This is a genomic window from Pseudomonas sp. LBUM1662 (genome assembly GCF_059695915.1).
In genome coordinates, this window is the sequence record NZ_CP166793.1 from 2,204,315 (window position 1) to 2,224,549 (window position 20,235).

Genomic DNA, 20,235 nt, shown 5'->3' on the forward strand with positions numbered 1-20,235 from the left:
CGGTTTTCGTGACAGGCTTTGCTTCAACGCAAGCCTGGGCATCGCGCAGTGGCTGAATTCTTCGCCAACTGCCCAGGAGTAAGAATGAACACCCTCTTTATGCACTGCCGGCCGGGCTTCGAAGGCGAAGTCTGTTCCGAGATTTCCGAACACGCCGCACGGCTGAACGTGGCCGGTTATGCCAAGGCCAAGACCGCCAGCGCCTGCGCCGAATTCATCTGCACCGAAGAAGACGGCGCCGAGCGCCTGATGCGCGGCCAGCGTTTCGCCGAACTGATCTTCCCGCGCCAATGGGCGCGCGGGATCTTCATCGATCTGCCGGAAACCGACCGCATCAGCGTGATCCTCGCGCACATGGCGGACTTCCCGCTGTGCGGCAGCCTGTGGCTGGAAATGGTCGACACCAACGATGGCAAGGAACTGTCGAACTTCTGCAAAAAGTTCGAAGTCCACCTGCGTAAAGCCCTGATGGCCGCCGGCAAGTTGGTGGAAGACGAGCACAAGCCGCGTCTGCTGCTGACCTTCAAAAGCGGCCGCGAAGTGTTCATGGGCCTGGCCGAATCCAACAACTCGGCGATGTGGCCGATGGGCATTCCACGCCTGAAGTTCCCGCGTGAAGCGCCAAGCCGTTCGACGCTGAAGCTGGAAGAGGCGTGGCACCACTTCATCCCTCGCGATCAGTGGGATGAACGTCTACACAGCGACATGACCGGTGTTGACCTCGGTGCCGCACCCGGCGGCTGGACCTGGCAACTGGTCAACCGCGGCATGCTGGTGACCGCGATCGACAACGGCCCGATGGCTGAAAGCCTGATGGACACCGGTCTGGTGCAGCATTTGATGGCCGACGGTTTCACCTTCAAGCCGCGGCAACCGGTGGACTGGATGGTCTGCGACATCGTCGAGAAACCGGCGCGCAACGCCGCGATGCTGGAAGAATGGATTGGCGAGGGGCATTGCCGTGAAGCGGTGGTCAACCTGAAACTGCCGATGAAACAGCGTTACGCCGAAGTGAAACGCTTGCTGGAACGGATTGCCGACGGCTTCAAGGAGCGTGGTATTCGGGTTGAGATTGGCTGCAAGCAGCTGTATCACGATCGCGAAGAAGTGACCTGCCACCTGCGCCGACTGGACACGAAAAAACCCAAGTCCCGATAGCAGATTGGCCCCTACAGTCCTACAGGGGGCGGCGTGACGCCATAGATGACGTTTAACCCGGCAATGCGCGACAATGCCGGCCAGTTTCAGGAGTGAATCATGAGTGAAATGATTGATACGCCGGTAGACGGCACCCTCGACGCCACCGGCCTCAACTGCCCTGAGCCGGTAATGATGCTGCACCAGCACATCCGTGACCTGGCGCCCGGCGGCCTGCTCAAGGTGATCGCAACCGACCCGTCGACCCGTCGCGACATTCCCAAGTTTTGCGTGTTTCTCGACCACGAACTGGTCGCGCAGCACGAAGAGGCAGGCACCTACCTCTACTGGATCCGCAAGAAACTCGCTTAACCCACAAAAACTACTGTGGGAGCCAGCCTGCTGGCGATTGCGGTGATTCAGTCAACAATGATGTTGAGTTTGAATCAGCCATCGCCAGCAGGCTGGTTCCCACAGGGTCAACTCAGCCCGTTGCGGATCCGCTTGCGTGCACTGCGCGTCAGGCGGATCGACAGCATCAGCGCCGCGCAACTCAAGCCCACGATCAAACCCTGCCACAGCCCGCTCGGGCCGCTCGGGGTGCCGAACCAGTCGGTCAGGCCCAGCGCGTAGCCCACCGGCAAACCAATCCCCCAGTAGGCGAACAGGGTCAGGATCATCGTCACCCGCGTGTCCTGATAACCGCGCAGTGCACCGGCCGCCGTGACCTGGATCGCATCGGAAAACTGGAACAGCGCCGAATACACAATCAGCATTGCCGCCACGCGGATTACCGTCGGATCAGCCGTGTAGATCGTTGCGATGTGCTCACGCAGCAACAGCATCATGCTCGCCGAAATACACGCATAGGCCAGCGCCGTGCCCATGCCGACGCCGGCGGCGAAGCGCGCTTCACGCGGTTCCTGACGACCGAGCGCCTGGCCGACCCGCACGGTCACGGCCATGCCGAGGGAGTAGGGGATCATGAACACCAGCGAGCTGAAGTTCAGGGCGATCTGATGGCCTGCGACCACGGTGGCGCCGAGACTGCCGATCAGCAGCGCAATCACCGCGAAGATGCTCGACTCGGCGAACACCGCGATGCCGATCGGCAGGCCGATGCCCAGCAGGCGTTTGATCACTGACCATTTCGGCCAGTCGAAACGGCTGAACAACTGACTCGACTGATACGCCGGTGCCCAGCGCTCCCAGCCGGCCATGCCCAGCGCCATCACCCACATCACGATCGCCGTGGCCCAGCCGCAACCGACGCCGCCCATGGCCGGCACACCGAAGTGGCCATAAATGAAGATGTAGTTCAGCGGAATGTTCAGCGCCAACCCGCACAGGCCGAGGACCATCGCCGGACGCGTACGGCCCAGGCCATCACTGAAACAACGCAACACATGGTAGAGGGCGACGGCGGGCAGGCCGCTGGCGATGCCGTGCAGGTACTGCATGCACGGGCCGATGAGTTCGGGATCGACCTTCATCAGGTGCAGGATCGGTTCGGCGCTGAACAGCATGCCGGTCGCCATCAAGCCCACCACCAAGGCCAGCCATAACGCCTGACGCACAATCGGGCCGATCTCGCTGTGGGTGCCGGCGCCGAAACGCTGGGCGACTTTCGGGGTGGTGGCCAGCAAGGTGCCGGTCATCAACAGAAACACCGGCACCCAGATCGAGTTGCCGAGTGCCACAGCCGCCAGATCGCGCGGGCCGACCCGACCCGCCATCACCGCATCGACGAAGCCCATGGCAGTGGTCGCCAGTTGCGCGACCATGATCGGCAACGCCAGGGCGAGCAGGTTTTTCAGCTCCAGGCGAACCCGGGCCGGGCGGGTGAGGGAAATAGCGGCGGGGCGGTCAGTCACGGAATTCAAGGGCGAAACGTCCAAAGATTTTGATGCACGAGGCGGCGCATTCTACGCCTTGACGCAGTGGTCAGGAAAAGTCCTGTGTTAGGGATTTGTAATCCTTTCCCCCCTGGCACACGGTCCCCTGTAGGAGCTGTCGAGTGAAACGAGGCTGCGATCTTTTGATCTTGCTTTTAAAAAACTAAAGTCAAAAGATCGCAGCCTCGTTTCACTCGACAGCTCCTACAGGGGGATGCTGGGGATGCATGCTAGGCGTGACCGGTCATCTACGCCTACACTGCCAACCCGCCAAAGGAGCCTGCCATGCTGATTGTTGCCGACGAAAATATTCCGCTGCTCGATGCCTTCTTCGAAGGTTTCGGCGAAATCCGCCGGGTGCCGGGACGCTCCATCGACCGCGCCACCGTCGAGCAGGCCGATGTGCTGCTGGTGCGTTCCGTGACCAACGTCAATCGTGCATTGCTCGAAGGCAGCAAGGTGCGCTTTGTCGGCACCTGCACCATCGGCACCGATCACCTGGATCTGGATTATTTTCAGCAGGCCGGCATTACCTGGTCCAGTGCGCCCGGCTGCAACGCCCGGGGCGTGGTCGATTACGTGCTCGGCAGCCTGCTGACCCTGGCCGAGATCGAAGGCGCCGACCTGACTCAGCGCACTTACGGCGTGGTCGGTGCCGGTGAAGTCGGCGGTCGCCTGGTCAAGGTGCTGCAAGGTCTGGGCTGGAACGTGCTGGTGTGTGATCCGCCGCGGCAAGCCGCTGAAGGAGGCGATTTCGTCAGCCTCGAACAGATCATCGAGCAATGCGATGTCATCAGCCTGCACACCCCTTTGAAGAAACACGGCTCCCAGTCGACCTGGCACCTGTTTGATAGAAATCGCCTGAATCAGCTCAAGCCCGGCACCTGGTTGATCAACGCCAGTCGAGGCCCGGTGGTGGACAACGCCGCCCTGCGCCAGGTGTTGTTGCAGCGCGAAGACCTGCAAGCGGTGCTCGACGTGTGGGAAGGCGAACCTGAAGTCGATGTGGCGCTAGCCGAACTCTGCGTGCTGGCGACACCGCACATTGCCGGTTACAGCCTCGATGGTAAGCAGCGGGGGACGGCGCAGATCTATCAGGCGTATTGCGAATTTATCGGGCAGCCGGCCCAGGTCAACTTGAGCGATCTGCTGCCGGCGCCGTGGTTGTCGCACGTGACCCTGCACGCTGAGAGCGATCCGGCCTGGGCGCTGGCGATGTTGTGCCGAGGCGTGTACGACCCGCGCCGTGACGATGCGGATTTCCGTCGTAGCCTTGTAGGCAATGTGAGCGAGCAGCGTGCGGCGTTTGATGCGTTGCGCAAGCATTACCCGCAGCGTCGGGAGATTGATGGGTTGACGGTGCGGATTGAGGGGAATTCGCCTGAGTTGCTGAAGATTGTGGTGGCATTGGGCGCAATGGCTGTCTGAGACCGAGTTGGCCCATTCGCGGGCAAGCCTCGCTCCCACAGGTTTTGAGTCGTACACATATTTAGCGAACGACCCAAAACCTGTAGGAGCGAGGCTTGCCCGCGAATGGCCGCGCCGCAATTTCCGGATAATCACCCATAAAAAACCCGGCCATCAGGGCCGGGTCAAGAAGACGGTGGCTATATCACTCTTGTTCGGCAGGCTTGACCAATCGCTTATCCAGTTCGCTGCAGGCTTGCTGGATCATGTCTTCAGTGATCGGTACTTCGCGCCCTTCCTCATCGATAATCGAGCAACCCAGAGACTGGTTTGGCTGCGTGCGGATCACTTCAATTTTGTCTTCGCTGCTGTTTTGCAAGGACATGGCCTGTCTCCTCATCAGGTTGTGTACCCACTTTAAAACCGCCAGGTGACCGGGCTGTGACAACTCCCTGCGATCAATCCAGAGCGGCAATATCAGTCCACCAGAAATACCGCAGTGTTGCCACCCGGACTTTAGACCAATAGCGTCTAGGTGCTAGTCGGTGTGGTCATAATTAACCTGACTCATTGTGATTTACAGAGTTCCACCCCACTTAAGCGGTATAGGCTGGCCCCATCACTTGCGTACTGGATAACCCGATGCTCTCTGCCCGTCACCGCCGCGCGATTCGCCTGACCAGTCGCTTTCTTGCACCTTATCGCTGGCCGGCCTTCGGCGCCTTGCTCGCCCTGATCATCACCGCCGGCATCACCTTGTCGATGGGGCAGGGCATTCGCTTGTTGGTGGATCAGGGCTTCATGACTCAATCGGCGCATCTGCTCAACCAGACGATTGGTCTGTTCATGGTGCTGGTGGTCGGGCTGGCGATTGGCACTTTTGCGCGCTTCTATCTGGTGTCGTGGATTGGCGAGCGCGTGGTCGCGGACATCCGCAAGCAAGTGTTCAACCACCTGGTTTATCTGCATCCCGGTTTCTATGAAGACAATCGCAGCTCCGAGATCCAGTCACGACTGACTGCGGACACCACGTTGCTGCAATCGGTGATCGGCTCTTCGCTGTCTCTGTTCCTGCGCAATTTGCTGATGGTGATCGGCGGGATCGTCCTGCTGTTCATCACCAACCCCAAACTCACCAGCATCGTGGTCGTGGCGTTGCCACTGGTGATCGCGCCGATCCTGATTTTCGGCCGTCGGGTACGCAGCTTGTCGCGCCTGAGTCAGGACCGGATTGCCGACATCGGCAGCTATGTGTCCGAAACCCTCGGCCAGATCAAAACCGTGCAGGCCTACAACCACCAGATCCAGGACGAGCAGCGCTTTGCCGTGACCGTGGAAGAGGCATTCAACACGGCGCGCAAACGCATCTTCCAACGGGCCTGGCTGATCACGCTGGTGATCGTGCTGGTGCTGGGCGCGGTGGGCGTGATGCTGTGGGTCGGCGGCATGGACGTGATCGCCGGGCGGATCTCGGCAGGTGAGCTGGCGGCCTTCGTCTTTTACAGCCTGATCGTCGGCAGCGCCTTTGGCACGTTGAGCGAAGTGATCGGCGAATTGCAGCGAGCGGCGGGCGCGGCCGAGCGGATTGCCGAGTTGCTGCGCTCGGAAAACATTATCCAGCCACCGACCTCAGGTCTGGTGACCTTGCCTGATCGGGTGAAGGGTAATCTGGTGCTGCAAGACGTGCGCTTTTCCTACCCGTCACGTCCGGAAAGCTACGCCGTCGATGGCTTGAACCTGACCATCAATGCGGGCGAAACCCTCGCTTTGGTCGGCCCGTCCGGTGCCGGCAAGTCCACCGTGTATGACCTGCTGCTGCGTTTTTACGATCCCGCCTCAGGACAGATCCTGCTCGATGACGTGCCGTTGACCCAGCTCGATCCGCTCGACCTGCGCCGCTGCTTCGCTCTGGTCTCGCAAAACCCGGCACTGTTCTTCGGCAGCATCGAAGAGAACATCCGCTACGGCAACCCGACGGCGACCCTGGCCCAGGTTCAAGACGCGGCAAAAATCGCCTACGCACACGACTTCATCGAACAAATGCCCAACGGCTACCAGACTCACCTCGGCGATGGCGGTCTTGGTTTATCCGGCGGCCAGCGCCAGCGCCTGGCCATCGCACGGGCGTTGCTGGTGGACGCACCGATCCTGCTGCTGGACGAAGCCACCAGCGCCCTCGACGCACAAAGCGAACACCTGATCCAGCAAGCCCTGCCGAGCCTGATGAAAAACCGCACCACACTGGTCATCGCCCACCGCTTGGCCACGGTGAAAAACGCCGACCGGATCGCGGTGATGGATCAAGGGAAACTGGTGGCCATCGGCACACATCAGGAGTTGATTGCGAGCAATGCGCTGTATGCGCGGTTGGCGGCGTTGCAGTTTAGTGATGGGCACGAAGCGGCATGAATGAGAGCTGCTGAATGCTGCGAGGTTCGGGCATTATGTCGGCCTCAGTTGCTAGCCTGGATGAGGATATGAGCCGTTATCAACCACCGTTGACCCTGACCACAAGAATGCTGGCGTTGATCGCAGGAATCAGCGAACAAATCGGTCAACTGTCGGCTGTGGACGAACGTCTGCAGACGCCTCAACTGCGTCGCAGTAATCGAATTCGTACGATTCAGGCTTCGTTGGCAATCGAGAACAATACCCTCAGTGTTGAGCAGGTGGCCGCTGTTCTGGCTGGGCGACGGGTTCTTGGCCTGCCGCGAGAAATCCAGGAAGTGCGTAATGCTTTTGCGGCTTATGAAGCCATGCCTGAATGGTGTTCGAGCAGCCGGGCTGACCTGCTACGGGCGCATGAGTTACTGATGGGCGGATTGATTGACGACTGTGGGCAGTTTCGCCGGGCCGGTGTGGGCATTTATCGTGGCGAGAAGCTGGTCCACATGGCGCCGCCTCCGAGTCGTGTTGCGCATTTGATGGACGATTTGCTGGCGTGGCTCGGCAATTCGGATTGGCATCCATTGATCGTCAGCTGTGTCTTCCACTACGAGTTCGAGTTTATCCATCCGTTCGCCGATGGAAATGGGCGGATGGGGCGGCTCTGGCAAACCTTGATACTCAGTCAGTGGCGGCCAGTGTTGGCTTATCTGCCTGTCGAAGCGGTGATTCGAGAGCAGCAGGACGCTTATTACGCTGCGTTGTCAGCAGCCGATCAGTTGGCTGAGTCGACGCCTTTTGTTGAGTTCATGCTGCAAGCGTTGAGCGTTGCACTTGAGGAGGCTGGCGATACTGAATCAGCAACCGACCCAGTAACCGACCCAGTAACCGACCCAGTAGGGAAATTGCTTTCAGCGCTCCATGTTAATGGTCCGCTCAAAATCAGCGACTTGATGGCTGAGGTCGGTTTGGCTCACAAGGCGACCTTTCGGGCTAACTACCTCAGGCCCGCATTGGCTGCCGATTTTATTGAAATGACCCATCCCGAAACGCCAAGCAGTCCGGCTCAAAAATATCGTCTGACCCAGCATGGCAAACAGACTGCCGCACGGTTCAAATCTGCATAGTGCTCTGGATGCGCCAAAAAAAATGCCCGCATCAATCGATGCGGGCATTTTTTATTCTCACTTCACATCAGGATCATTGATCGTCGAAGTACCGCTCATGCCAATCCACCAGCGGCTGCGGGGAGTTGAGTTTCTGGCCGTAGATCACCGAGTACGACAGCACGTTCTGCACATACTGGCGGGTTTCGTCGAACGGGATGCTTTCCACCCACACGTCGAAGCTCAGGTGGTCCGCACCGCGTAGCCATTGGCGCACACGGCCGGGGCCGGCGTTGTAGGCGGCGGAGGCGAGGACGCGGTTGCCGTTGAACTGGCTGTGGACCTGGCTCAGGTACGCGGCGCCGAGCTGGATGTTCTTGTCCGGGTCGAGCACTTGCTGTGGCGAAGCCAGCGGGATGCTGAACTTGCGCGCGGTTTCCTTGGCGGTGCCGGGCATCAGCTGCATCAGGCCGCTGGCGCCGACGCCGGAGCGGGCGTCGTCCATGAAGGCGCTTTCCTGGCGGGTGATGGCGAACACCCAGCTCGAGTGCAGGCCACGGACCTTGGCTTCACGCACCAGGGTTTCGCGGTGGGCCATCGGGAAGCGGATGTCCAGATCGTCCCAGTATTGCGCCTGGCTGATGGTGCGGATTGCCGGGAAATACCATTTCAGGTCGTAGGCCAGTTTCGCCTGGGCGACCATTTCGTCGCGATTGAAGTGACGGCTGACGTGGTACCACTCGCGACGACCGTCAACGATCTGCCCGCGGGCGTGGAATTCCAGGGCGCGACGCACCCCCGGCGTATTGCGCACCTTGTTGATCAACGCCTGGCTCAGCACCAGCGGTTTGTTGACCAGCGAATACGGCGACTGCGAACGATCGGCGGCGAGGAACCCATAGAAGTCGCGCTCACGGGCAAGGTTCTTGTACAGCGTCTGCGCTTCCGGATTCTGCGGCTGCGCCAGCTCCAGGCTGCGGGCCTGCCAGTAGCGCCAGCGGTTGGTGGTCGCCAGATCCTGCGGCAGGCGGCGAGTCAGCTGATAGGCGTCGTCCCAGCGGGCCAGACGCAACAGCAGGCGCATACGCCATTCGGACACGGTGTTGTCGCGCAGCTCCGGGTCGTACCTGGTCATCATGTCCAGTGCGCGAGGATCGAAGCGTTTGGCGAGGGTCAGTCCGATTTCACGGGCGATCGCCACTTTTTCATCGCGGGAGAAGTGCATGCTGCTGGCATAGCCGTCGAGCAGGTCCATCGCCTTGTCGGGGTCCTGGCGGGCCAGGCGGCGCAGGCCGAGGCTGACCACGTCGGACATCGGTTCGTCGGCCGGGGTGAAGCGGGATGGCTGGTTCAGCAGTTCAGGTTTCTGCGCCACATCCACCAGCAAGCGACCGCGAGGGGCGAGGGTGGTCAGGCCGTTCACGAGGCTGTTGGCCAGCGGATAGTTGCGCGCCTGGGCAGCGAGCTTGACGCGTTCCCAGCGTTTTTGTTCGGTCAGTTGACCTTCGGCGGCCCACTGTCCAAACAGCGCGTCGCAAGCGGCGGGTTGGGATTTGCCGGTCAGCCAGAGTTTGTTGGCGTTGGCGTAGCCTTCGGTTTTCTGGTTGTGACCGATCTGGTACTGCGCGTTCAGGCAGTCCAGCTCGGTGAAATTCAGCTTGGGGTCGTAGTACTTGACGAAGGTCGCCCAGTCGCCGCGCTCCGCCAGCCAGCGCAACCAGCGCAGCTTCATCCAGTTGGCCTGGGGCAGGTCACCGTGTTCGGCGAGGAATTTTTCGATTTCGGCATTGCTGGCGGATTTCAGCCGCGCAGTCAGCTCGTCGTAAGCCAGGTACGGCTCCAGCGGATAATCGCTGAGGGCCTGGCTGTAACGGAAATAAGGCCCGGTATCGCCCTTGGCCAGGGCGCGTTTGGCCTCATCGTAATATTGGCGCTGGGTGGACAGGTCCACCGCCTGGGCGGTTTGAACGGCAGTGGCAGAAAGAAGCAAGCAAGATAAAAGACTGAAAAGGCGACTGCGCATGAGACGTCCGGGCAGAGAAATCACGACAAGTGCAGGCTTAACCTGCACTGAATTGTCTGTAGCTTAGCCTTTTGCCAGCAACGGGCGAAAGCTTTGCCGGCCTCTCTGCACAAGTTCGCAACAATTGTCATGCAGAGTGCTTCGACATTGAAATTGCCGGCCTTCTGAAGCCTCAAGTCAGGTAGAATGCGCGCCCGGTTTTTGGAGAAGCTCATGACCCTGCTCAAATTCAGCGATGTGTCCCTTGCTTTCGGCGCTATGCCGTTGTTGGACAAGGTGTCCTGGCAGATCGCCCGTGGTGAGCGGGTGTGCATCATCGGCCGCAACGGCACTGGCAAGTCCAGCATGATGAAGCTCGTCAAGGGCGACCAGAAGCCTGACGAAGGCTCCGTTTGGCGCGCCCCCGGCCTCAAGATTGGCGAATTGCCGCAAGAATTGCCGGTAGCCGACGAGCGGACCGTGTTCGACGTAGTGGCCGAAGGCTTGGACGGTGTCGGCGAGCTGCTCGCGCAGTATCACCACCTGAGTCAGAACATCGTCACCGACGCCGACCTGGACAAGCTGATGCACGTCCAGCACGACCTCGAAGCCCGCGATGGCTGGCGTTTGCAGCAACTGGTCGACAGCACCTTGAGCCGTCTGCAGTTGCCGGCCGACAAGACCCTCGCCGAGTTGTCGGGCGGCTGGCGTCGTCGCGTCCTGCTGGCCCAGGCCCTGGTTTCCGAACCGGACCTGCTGCTGCTCGACGAACCGACCAACCACCTGGACATCGGTGCAATTGCCTGGCTCGAAGAAGCGCTGAAGGATTTCCAGGGCGCCGTGCTGTTCATCACGCACGACCGTTCATTCCTGCAGAACCTGGCGACCCGCATTCTCGAACTGGATCGCGGCGGCCTGATCGACTGGAACGGCGACTACGCCAGCTTCCTGGTGCACAAGGAAGCCTCGCTGGCTGCTGAAGAAACCGCCAACGCGCTGTTCGACAAAAAGCTGGCCCAGGAAGAAGTCTGGATCCGCCAGGGCATCAAGGCCCGTCGCACCCGTAACGAAGGCCGCGTGCGCGCATTGAAAGCCTTGCGCGTCGAGCGTAGCGAGCGTCGTGAGCGCACCGGCAAGGCCAACATTCAGCTGGACACCGCCGACAAGTCCGGCAAGCAGGTGATGGTGCTCGAGAACGTGAGCTTTGCTCACCCGGGCGGCCCGTTCCTGATCAAGGATTTCTCGATGGTCCTGACGCGCGGCGACCGTATCGGTCTGCTGGGCGCCAACGGTACCGGCAAGACCACGCTGCTGAAGCTGATGCTCAGCGGTCTGCAGCCAACCAGCGGCACAGTGGAAGAGGGGACGCGCATCGACGTGGCCTACTTCGACCAGTTGCGCCATCAGCTGGACCTGGAAAAGACCGTGATCGACAACGTGGCCGAAGGTCGCGACTTCATCGATATCGATGGTCAAAGCCGCCACGTGCTGAGCTACCTCGGCGACTTCCTGTTCAGCCCGCAGCGTGCCCGCACGCCGGTCAAGGCGCTGTCGGGTGGTGAGCGTGCGCGTCTGTTGCTGGCGAAACTGTTCAGCAAGCCGGCGAACCTGCTGGTCCTCGACGAACCGACCAACGACCTCGACGTCGAAACCCTCGAGTTGCTGGAAGAGGTCTTGCTGACCTTCAACGGCACCGTGCTGATGGTCAGTCACGACCGGGCATTCCTCGACAACGTGGTCACCAGCACCCTGGTCTTCGAAGGTGAAGGCAAGGTTCGCGAATACGTCGGTGGTTATCAGGACTGGCTGCGTCAGGGCGGCTCGCCGCGTCTGTTGGGCGTGACCGAGAGCAAGTCCGGCAAGGCTGACCTGACCTCAGCGGTCGTGACGGCGGAAGCGGCACCGATTGCTGTGGCAGTCGAAGCGCCGGTGGCGAAGAAGAAGCTCAGCTACAAGTTGCAGCGTGAGCTGGAAATGTTGCCGGCGCAGATCGAAGCCATGGAACAGCAGATCGCAGCCGTTGAGGCGCAAATGGCTGATGCCGGTTTCTATCAGCGTCCTGCGGCCGAGACCGCTGCCGTGATTGCTCAGCTTGAGCAGTTGCAGGCTGAGCTCGACGTAATGGTCGAGCGTTGGGCCGAGCTGGATGCCTGATTGATCCTGCAATAAAAAAGCCCGGCGCTCAGTGATGAGCGCCGGGCTTTTCGTATGAAATGCGGTCTACAGATTGACGCAAATCCCTGTGGGAGCGGGCTTGCTCGCGAAGAGGGACTTACATTCAACATCGATGTCGACTGAATGTCCGCCTTCGTGAGCAAGCCCGCTCCCACATTGGTTTTGTGTTTTCAGCTTTTGATCAGGCGCACCGCGAGTACATCGCATGGCGCACCGTGCAGCACGTCATTCGCCGTCGAGCCCAGCAGCAATGCCAGGCCGTGTCGGCCATGGCTGCCTACCACGATCAGGTCGCAGGTCTGTTCCTTGGCCAGGTGGTGAATCTCCTGGCGTGGCTGGCCGTAGGTCAGGTGGCTGTATTCTTTGGAGAGTTCCGGATATTTCACGATCAGTCGGTCCAGGCGTTCCTTGGCCTGGTCGAACTGCTGTTGTTGCAGTTGTGACAGGTCCATGGGGACGTCACCGCCAAAGGCCATGGCCATCGGTTCGACGATGTGGACCAGGGACAATTTCGCGCCGTTGCTCACCGACAGCTCGCGAGCACGGTGGATTACAGGGTCGCACTCTTCGGTTAGATCTACAGCGACCAGAATGTGGTTGTAGGGCATGAGGTGCTCCTCCTGAGGATTGCAATATTGGTAAGTATGGCTGGTTTCAAGCGCAATGGTTCCAAAGTGACTCAAAGCGCTCATCAAGAATCGGGAGTACAGATATGACGGTCTGGATAGTGGTGTCAATCCTGCTGGTGGTCCTGAGTCCGCTGGCATGGTTGCGACCGTCCCGCGGTCAGAGCGGGCGCATGGCCCTGCGCATGGAGGCGCGGCGCATTGGCCTGGCCATGCAGCTTGCGCCCCAGGAGTGGCCGCACTGGCTGAGCCAGGAGCCACCAAGCCCCTGCGCCCAGTACCATCGGCCGCGCCGTGGCAATCAGCCGGCGTGCTGGAGTTACTGGCAAAAGTCGCCGGGTGTGTGGGTGAACCAGTGGCAGGAGGTCTGCGAAGATCAAGCGCTGCTCAATCATTTCGAAAAATTGCCGGCCAACGTCTACAAGGTCGAGGCGGACAAACAGATGATCACCCTGTATTGGGGCGAGAAGGGCGAGGCGACGGTTTTGCAGGACATCGATGCAGTGCTGAAAGCGCTGGCATGACTCGTGGACATTTCGCGCTGCAATGGCGCGCGATGTCTGACAGACAGGCAATAAAAAGCCCGACATCATCATCGGGCTGGGGTTGGCCAGGCAGGCCGGTAATTCTTTGTGCGGCTGATCTTACGCTTGGCGCTCGCCAAAAGTGTTCACATTTTTTTCTCGAGGTCCCGCCAGCGTAGCCTGTTAAACAAAGGCTGCAGCGAATTAGGGCGACTTTTCTAACTATTGATCCTATGAATGGCTTCACATGCAGAGGCGTGTTGAAGATCTTCGCAGTACGGAAGTGACCGCAAAGTCGCGTTTCAACCAGTATTTTGGGCGATTGACAATTGCCGGAAATTCCGTGAAGGTGGCGTACCCAAATCAAACGGGCGTATGAATTGAGCGTTTGTATTTCAGACCGCTCCTACAGAATCCCGACTATCGCGTTGGCGGGTGTGCCGGGTGGATTGGCGTTAGCATCGACGATAAGCGTCCTGCCGAGCCATTCGCCTGCGTCCGACGTGTACTGTTCAGCTTCCATATCGTGGAGATCAGTTGATGATTTACGAAGGTAAAGCCATCACGGTTAAGGCTCTTGAAAGTGGCATCGTCGAATTGAAATTCGACCTCAAGGGTGAGTCCGTCAACAAGTTCAACCGTCTAACCCTGAACGAACTGCGTCAGGCCGTAGACACTATCAAGGCAGATGCTTCGATCAAGGGTGTGATCGTCAGCAGTGGCAAGGACGTCTTCATCGTCGGCGCCGACATCACCGAATTTGTCGAGAACTTCAAGCTGCCTGATGCAGAGCTTGTCGCTGGCAACCTCGAAGCCAACAAGATTTTCAGCGATTTCGAAGACCTTAACGTCCCGACTGTCGCCGCGATCAACGGCATCGCGCTGGGCGGCGGTCTGGAAATGTGCCTGGCGGCGGACTACCGCGTCATGTCCACCAAGGCCAAGATCGGTCTGCCGGAAGTCAAGCTGGGCATCTACCCGGGCTTCGGCGGTACCGTGCGTCTGCCGCGCCTGATCGGTGCCGACAACGCCATCGAGTGGATTGCCGCCGGCAAGGAAAACCGTCCTGAAGACGCGCTGAAAGTCGGCGCCGTCGATGCCGTGGTTGCCCCTGAGAAACTGCAGGAAGCGGCCCTGGAACTGATCAAACGCGCCATCTCCGGCGAGTTTGACTACAAGGCCAAGCGTCAGCCGAAGCTGGAAAAGCTGAAACTGAACGCCATCGAACAAATGATGGCTTTCGAAACCGCCAAAGGTTTCGTGGCAGGTCAAGCCGGCCCGAACTACCCGGCGCCGGTTGAAGCGATCAAGACCATCCAGAAAGCCGCGAACTTCGGTCGTGACAAGGCGCTGGAAATCGAAGCCGCCGGTTTCGTCAAACTGGCCAAGACCTCTGCCGCGCAGAGCTTGATCGGTCTGTTCCTGAACGATCAGGAGCTGAAGAAAAAGGCCAAGGCCTACGACGAAATCGCCAAAGACGTGAAGCAGGCTGCCGTATTGGGCGCCGGCATCATGGGTGGCGGTATCGCTTATCAGTCGGCTTCCAAAGGCACGCCGATCCTGATGAAGGACATCAACGAGCACGGTATCGAGCAAGGCCTGGCTGAAGCCGCCAAGCTGCTGGTCGGCCGCGTTGATAAAGGTCGCATGACCCCGGCGAAGATGGCCGAAGTGCTTAACGGCATTCGACCGACCCTGTCCTACGGTGATTTCGGTCACGTGGATCTGGTTGTCGAAGCGGTCGTCGAGAACCCGAAGGTCAAGCAAGCCGTTCTGGCCGAAGTCGAAGACAAGGTCAAAGAGGACACCATCCTCGCGTCCAACACCTCGACAATCTCCATCACCTTGCTGGCCAAAGCCCTCAAGCGTCCGGAAAACTTCGTCGGCATGCACTTCTTCAACCCGGTGCACATGATGCCGCTGGTTGAAGTGATCCGTGGTGAGAAGTCCAGCGAACTGGCTGTTGCCACCACCGTTGCCTACGCCAAGAAAATGGGCAAGAACCCGATCGTCGTCAATGACTGCCCGGGCTTCCTGGTCAACCGCGTCCTGTTCCCGTACTTCGGCGGTTTCGCCAAGCTGGTCAGCGCCGGTGTGGACTTCGTTCGCATCGACAAGGTAATGGAAAAATTCGGCTGGCCGATGGGCCCGGCATACCTGATGGACGTGGTCGGCATCGACACCGGCCACCACGGTCGTGACGTCATGGCTGAAGGCTTCCCGGACCGCATGAAAGATGATCGCCGTTCGGCCATCGACGTGCTCTACGAAGCCAAGCGCCTGGGCCAGAAGAATGGCAAGGGTTTCTACGCTTACGAGACCGACAAGCGCGGCAAGCAGAAGAAAGTGGCCGATCCGTCGGTGCTGGAAGTGCTCAAGCCGATCGTTTACGAGCAGCGCGAAGTCACTGACGAAGACATCATCAACTGGATGATGATCCCGCTGTGCCTGGAAACCGTGCGTTGCCTGGAAGACGGCATTGTCGAAACCGCCGCCGAAGCCGACATGGGTCTGGTCTACGGTATTGGTTTCCCTCCATTCCGTGGCGGTGCGCTGCGCTACATCGATTCGATCGGTGTTGCCGAGTTCGTTGCCCTGGCTGACCAGTACGCTGATTTGGGCGCGCTGTACCACCCGACCGCAAAACTGCGTGAAATGGCCAAAACCGGCCAACGGTTCTTCGGTTAAGCGTCCCAACTTTTGAGCGAGAGTGAAATTTTATGAGCTTGAATCCAAGAGACGTCGTGATTGTCGACTTCGGTCGTACTCCGATGGGCCGCTCCAAGGGCGGCATGCACCGCAACACCCGCGCCGAAGACATGTCGGCGCACCTGATCAGCAAATTGCTGGAACGCAACGTCAAGGTTGATCCGAACGAAGTCGAAGACGTGATCTGGGGCTGTGTAAACCAGACCCTGGAGCAGGGCTGGAACATCGCTCGCATGGCGTCGCTGATGACACAGATCCCGCACACTGCCGCCGGCCAGACCGTCAGCCGTCTGTGTGGTTCGTCGATGAGCGCGCTGCACACTGCCGCACAAGCGATCATGACCGGCAACGGTGACGTGTTCGTCGTCGGCGGCGTCGAGCACATGGGCCACGTGAGCATGATGCACGGTGTCGATCCGAACCCGCACATGTCGCTGTACGCGGCGAAAGCCTCGGGCATGATGGGCCTGACCGCTGAAATGCTGGGCAAAATGCACGGCATCACTCGCGAACAACAGGACGCTTTCGGCGTGCGCTCCCACCAGCTCGCTCACAAGGCGACCCTGGAAGGCAAGTTCAAAGACGAAATCATCCCGATGCAGGGCTACGACGAGAACGGTTTCCTGAAACTGTTCGACTACGACGAAACCATTCGTCCGGAAACCACCCTGGAAAGCCTGGCCGCTCTGAAGCCAGCGTTTAACCCGAAGGGCGGCACCGTGACAGCCGGTACTTCGTCGCAGATCACCGATGGTGCCTCGTGCATGATCGTGATGTCGGCGCAGCGTGCTCAGGACCTGGGCATCCAGCCGCTGGCGGTTATCCGCTCGATGGCAGTGGCAGGTGTGGATCCGGCAATCATGGGCTATGGTCCAGTACCGGCCACTCAAAAAGCACTGAAGCGTGCGGGCCTCGGCATTAACGATATCGACTTCTTCGAGCTCAACGAAGCTTTCGCTGCACAGGCCCTGCCAGTGCTGAAAGATCTGAAAGTTCTCGACAAGATGAACGAGAAGGTTAACCTGCACGGCGGCGCGATCGCCCTGGGTCACCCGTTCGGTTGCTCCGGTGCCCGTATCTCCGGCACCCTGTTGAACGTGATGAAGCAGAATGGCGGCACCTTCGGGGTAGCCACCATGTGCATTGGTCTCGGCCAAGGCATCTCCACCGTCTTCGAACGCGTTTAAGCGTCTCGTTGATGGAAGCCGGGGCCAAGTGCCCCGGTTTTTGTTTTTCTGAATTTATTTTTTGTTTTTATTTTTAAAAGATTTGAGTGAGGGCCAAACCATGCCGATACAACCTGGGCTCTACCAGCATTACAAAGGTCCGCAGTACCGCGTATTCAGCATCGCGCGGCATTCGGAAACCGAAGAAGAAGTGGTCTTCTACCAAGCCCTGTATGGCGATTACGGCTTTTGGGTACGTCCCTTGAGCATGTTCCTGGAGTCGGTCGAGGTTGACGGCGAACAGGTGCCACGCTTTGCTTTGGTGCAAGCCGAACCGAGCCTTTTTTCCAAGCCATAAGCTGAGTGCGCGCAAGACCCTGCGCTTGACCTCACCTTGTAGCCACTATATATAGCGGTGCCGCGTCAGGCGCCAACCGCCTTTCACTTCTAGAATTCAGGAATTTTCTGATCCATGGGCAAATCGCTGGTCATTGTGGAATCCCCGGCTAAGGCCAAGACCATCAACAAGTATCTGGGTAACCAATACGTGGTGAAGTCGAGTATCGGCCATATCCGAGACCTGCCCACCAGCGGTTCGGCTAGCGCCAGCAAAGAGCCAGCCGCCAAGCGCGGCAAGGCCGCCGCGGGTGAAGGTCCGGTGCTCACGCCGAAAGAGAAAGCGCGCAAGCAGCTGGTCTCGCGCATGGGTGTCGATCCCGATCATGGCTGGAAAGCCAAGTACGAGATCCTCCCGGGCAAGGAAAAGGTCATCGAAGAGCTGCGCCGGCTCGCCAAAGATGCTGACACCATCTATCTCGCAACCGACTTGGATCGCGAGGGGGAAGCCATTGCCTGGCACCTGCGCGAAGCCATCGGTGGTGATGACAGCCGCTACAAGCGCGTGGTGTTCAACGAAATCACCAAGAAAGCGATCCAGGAAGCCTTCTCCAAACCGGGCGAGCTGGACATCGATCGTGTAAATGCCCAGCAGGCGCGTCGTTTCCTCGATCGCGTGGTGGGATACATGGTTTCGCCGCTGCTGTGGGCCAAGGTTGCCCGTGGCCTGTCCGCCGGTCGCGTGCAGTCGGTTGCGGTAAAACTGGTCGTTGAGCGTGAGCGTGAAATCCGCGCGTTCAACCCTGAAGAGTACTGGGAAGTCCACGCCGACCTCGGCACCGCCAAGGGCGCGACCGTGCGCTTTGACGTGGCTCGCGAAAAAGGCGAGGCCTTCAAGCCGCTCAACGAAGCCCAGGCCATGGCCGCGCTGGAGAAGCTCAAGGCTTCCAGCTACAGCATCGTCAAGCGCGAAGACAAGCCTACCAGCAGCAAGCCGTCGGCTCCGTTCATCACGTCCACCCTGCAACAGGCCGCGAGTAACCGCCTGGGCTTCGGCGTGAAGAAAACCATGATGATGGCCCAGCGTTTGTACGAAGCCGGCTACATCACGTATATGCGTACCGACTCCACCAACCTCTCGGCCGATGCCGTGACGATGGCGCGCACCTATATTGAAGGCGAGTTCGGCAAGAAGTACCTGCCGGAAACCCCGAACGTCTACAGCAGCAAGGAAGGCGCACAAGAGGCTCACGAAGCGATTCGTCCGTCTGACGCCAACACCGAGCCAAGCAAGCTGTCGGGCATGGAGCGTGATGCAGAGCGGCTCTACGAGCTGATCTGGCGCCAGTTCCTCGCTTGCCAGATGCTGCCGGCCCAATACCTGTCGACCACGGTCACCGTCGGTGCCGGTGATTTCGAGCTGCGCGCCAAAGGCCGCATCCTGAAATTCGACGGCTATACCCGCGTAATGCCGCAAATTGCCAAGCCGGGCGATGACGATGTGTTGCCGGACATGGCCCAGGGCGACGCGATGAAGCTGATCAAGCTTGATCCGACCCAGCACTTCACCAAACCGCCGGCGCGTTACTCGGAAGCGAGCCTGGTAAAAGAGATGGAAAAACGCGGCATCGGTCGTCCTTCGACCTACGCAGCAATCATCTCGACCATTCAGGATCGTGGCTACGTTGCGCTGCACAACCGTCGTTTCTACTCGGAAAAGATGGGCGACATCGTCACCGAGCGTCTGGCCGAGAGCTTCTCCAATCTCATGGACTACGGCTTCACCGCCGGCATGGAAGAGAACCTCGATGACGTGGCTCAGGGCGAACGCGACTGGAAAAACGTGCTCGATGAGTTCTACGGCGACTTCAAGAAGAAGCTCGAAGTAGCTGAAAGCGCCGAAGGTGGCATGCGTGCCAACCAGCCGGTCATGACTGATATTCCGTGCGTGCTGTGCGGACGTCCAATGCAGATTCGTACCGCGTCGACCGGTGTGTTCCTCGGTTGCTCGGGTTACAGCCTGCCGCCGAAAGAACGCTGCAAGGCCACCGTCAACCTGGTGCCGGGCGATGAAATCGCGGCGGACGACGAGGGTGAATCGGAATCGCTGGTGCTGCGTGGCAAGCACCGCTGCCCGATCTGCAGCACGGCGATGGATGCTTACCTGCTGGATGAGAAGCGCAAGCTGCACATCTGCGGTAACAACCCGGATTGCTCGGGCTACGAAATCGAAGAGGGCACCTATCGCATCAAGGGCTATGAAGGTCCGAGCCTGGAATGCGACAAGTGTGGCAGCGAGATGCAGCTCAAGACCGGCCGTTTCGGCAAGTTCTTCGGTTGCACCAATGCAACGTGCAAGAACACCCGCAAGCTGCTGAAAAGCGGTGATGCAGCGCCGCCGAAGATGGACCCGGTGAAGATGCCTGAGCTGAAATGCGAAAAGGTCAACGACACCTACATCCTGCGTGACGGTGCTTCCGGCCTGTTCCTGGCGGCCAGCCAATTCCCGAAAAACCGCGAGACGCGCGCTCCGCTGGTTATCGAAATTGTGCCGCACAAGGATGAGATCGATCCGAAGTACCACTTCCTCTGCGAAGCACCGAAGAAAGATCCGGACGGCCTGCCTGCGGTGATCCGTTACAGCCGCAAGACCAAAGAGCAGTACGTGCAGACTGAAGTCGACGGTAAGCCGACTGGCTGGAAGGCGTACTACGACGGCGGCAAATGGACGGTTGAAGACAAGCGTCCGGCAGCCAAAGCGTAAAAA

Annotated in this window: 15 protein-coding genes; 11 read left to right on the forward strand and 4 right to left on the reverse strand. The window is 59.5% G+C overall.

Features of this window, described 5'->3' with window-relative positions; translation table 11 throughout:
- The first annotated feature begins 84 nt into the window (after positions 1 to 84).
- Both rlmM and tusA read left to right on the forward strand, forming a co-directional pair.
- Positions 85 to 1,158: a 23S rRNA (cytidine(2498)-2'-O)-methyltransferase RlmM gene (rlmM, locus tag ACA049_RS09980; RefSeq protein ID WP_497335028.1), complete on the forward strand. Its 1,074-nt coding sequence runs from the start codon at positions 85 to 87 to the stop codon at positions 1,156 to 1,158.
- Positions 1,159 to 1,257: 99 nt separating this feature from the next.
- Positions 1,258 to 1,509 carry a sulfurtransferase TusA gene (gene tusA, locus ACA049_RS09985; RefSeq protein WP_095052036.1) on the forward strand — a complete coding sequence of 84 codons (252 nt, stop codon included), beginning with the start codon at positions 1,258 to 1,260 and terminating at the stop codon, positions 1,507 to 1,509.
- A gap of 107 nt (positions 1,510 to 1,616) precedes the next feature.
- Here tusA and ACA049_RS09990 read toward each other — a convergent pair whose 3' ends face one another.
- Entirely contained in the window at positions 1,617 to 3,020 is a 1,404-nt protein-coding gene (locus ACA049_RS09990; protein ID WP_497335030.1) for an MATE family efflux transporter, read from the reverse strand.
- Positions 3,021 to 3,317: 297 nt separating this feature from the next.
- Here ACA049_RS09990 and pdxB point away from each other — a divergent pair, with 297 nt between their 5' ends.
- Complete coding sequence (pdxB, locus tag ACA049_RS09995) at positions 3,318 to 4,460, forward strand: 4-phosphoerythronate dehydrogenase PdxB (protein WP_497335032.1); 1,143 nt, start codon at positions 3,318 to 3,320, stop codon at positions 4,458 to 4,460.
- A gap of 184 nt (positions 4,461 to 4,644) precedes the next feature.
- Here pdxB and ACA049_RS10000 read toward each other — a convergent pair whose 3' ends face one another.
- Complete coding sequence (locus ACA049_RS10000; protein ID WP_497335034.1) at positions 4,645 to 4,824, reverse strand: PA1571 family protein; 180 nt, start codon at positions 4,822 to 4,824, stop codon at positions 4,645 to 4,647.
- 257 nt (positions 4,825 to 5,081) lie between these two features.
- On the opposite strand from ACA049_RS10000, the gene ACA049_RS10005 reads away from it, so the two are divergent.
- Positions 5,082 to 6,848 (forward strand): ABC transporter transmembrane domain-containing protein, encoded by a 1,767-nt coding sequence (locus ACA049_RS10005; RefSeq protein ID WP_497335036.1) that lies wholly within the window; start codon positions 5,082 to 5,084, stop codon positions 6,846 to 6,848.
- A gap of 68 nt (positions 6,849 to 6,916) precedes the next feature.
- A complete protein-coding gene (locus ACA049_RS10010) occupies positions 6,917 to 7,951 on the forward strand; it encodes a Fic family protein (protein WP_497335038.1) in 1,035 nt (344 codons plus the stop codon).
- Positions 7,952 to 8,024: 73 nt separating this feature from the next.
- On the opposite strand, the gene ACA049_RS10015 is transcribed toward ACA049_RS10010, so the two are convergent.
- Positions 8,025 to 9,953, reverse strand: coding sequence for a transglycosylase SLT domain-containing protein (locus tag ACA049_RS10015; RefSeq protein ID WP_497335040.1), 1,929 nt, complete (start codon positions 9,951 to 9,953; stop codon positions 8,025 to 8,027).
- Positions 9,954 to 10,166: 213 nt separating this feature from the next.
- On the opposite strand from ACA049_RS10015, the gene ACA049_RS10020 reads away from it, so the two are divergent.
- On the forward strand, positions 10,167 to 12,086 hold the full coding sequence (locus ACA049_RS10020) for an ATP-binding cassette domain-containing protein (protein WP_497335042.1): 1,920 nt from the start codon (positions 10,167 to 10,169) through the stop codon (positions 12,084 to 12,086).
- A 191-nt stretch (positions 12,087 to 12,277) separates the two neighbouring features.
- Here the strand turns inward: ACA049_RS10020 and ACA049_RS10025 are convergent, their stop codons facing one another.
- Positions 12,278 to 12,715: a universal stress protein gene (locus ACA049_RS10025; RefSeq protein ID WP_008151425.1), complete on the reverse strand. Its 438-nt coding sequence runs from the start codon at positions 12,713 to 12,715 to the stop codon at positions 12,278 to 12,280.
- Between the two features lie 104 nt (positions 12,716 to 12,819).
- On the opposite strand from ACA049_RS10025, the gene ACA049_RS10030 reads away from it, so the two are divergent.
- From ACA049_RS10030 to topA, 5 genes are all read left to right on the forward strand, one after another.
- Positions 12,820 to 13,257, forward strand: coding sequence for a hypothetical protein (locus tag ACA049_RS10030; protein WP_219096429.1), 438 nt, complete (start codon positions 12,820 to 12,822; stop codon positions 13,255 to 13,257).
- A gap of 540 nt (positions 13,258 to 13,797) precedes the next feature.
- Positions 13,798 to 15,945, forward strand: coding sequence for a fatty acid oxidation complex subunit alpha FadB (fadB, locus tag ACA049_RS10035; protein ID WP_497335044.1), 2,148 nt, complete (start codon positions 13,798 to 13,800; stop codon positions 15,943 to 15,945).
- A gap of 32 nt (positions 15,946 to 15,977) precedes the next feature.
- Positions 15,978 to 17,153 (forward strand): acetyl-CoA C-acyltransferase FadA, encoded by a 1,176-nt coding sequence (fadA, locus tag ACA049_RS10040; protein WP_010456360.1) that lies wholly within the window; start codon positions 15,978 to 15,980, stop codon positions 17,151 to 17,153.
- A 100-nt stretch (positions 17,154 to 17,253) separates the two neighbouring features.
- Complete coding sequence (locus ACA049_RS10045) at positions 17,254 to 17,490, forward strand: DUF1653 domain-containing protein (RefSeq protein ID WP_046047845.1); 237 nt, start codon at positions 17,254 to 17,256, stop codon at positions 17,488 to 17,490.
- Between the two features lie 114 nt (positions 17,491 to 17,604).
- On the forward strand, positions 17,605 to 20,232 hold the full coding sequence (topA, locus tag ACA049_RS10050) for a type I DNA topoisomerase (protein WP_497335046.1): 2,628 nt from the start codon (positions 17,605 to 17,607) through the stop codon (positions 20,230 to 20,232).
- Positions 20,233 to 20,235 lie beyond the last annotated feature (3 nt).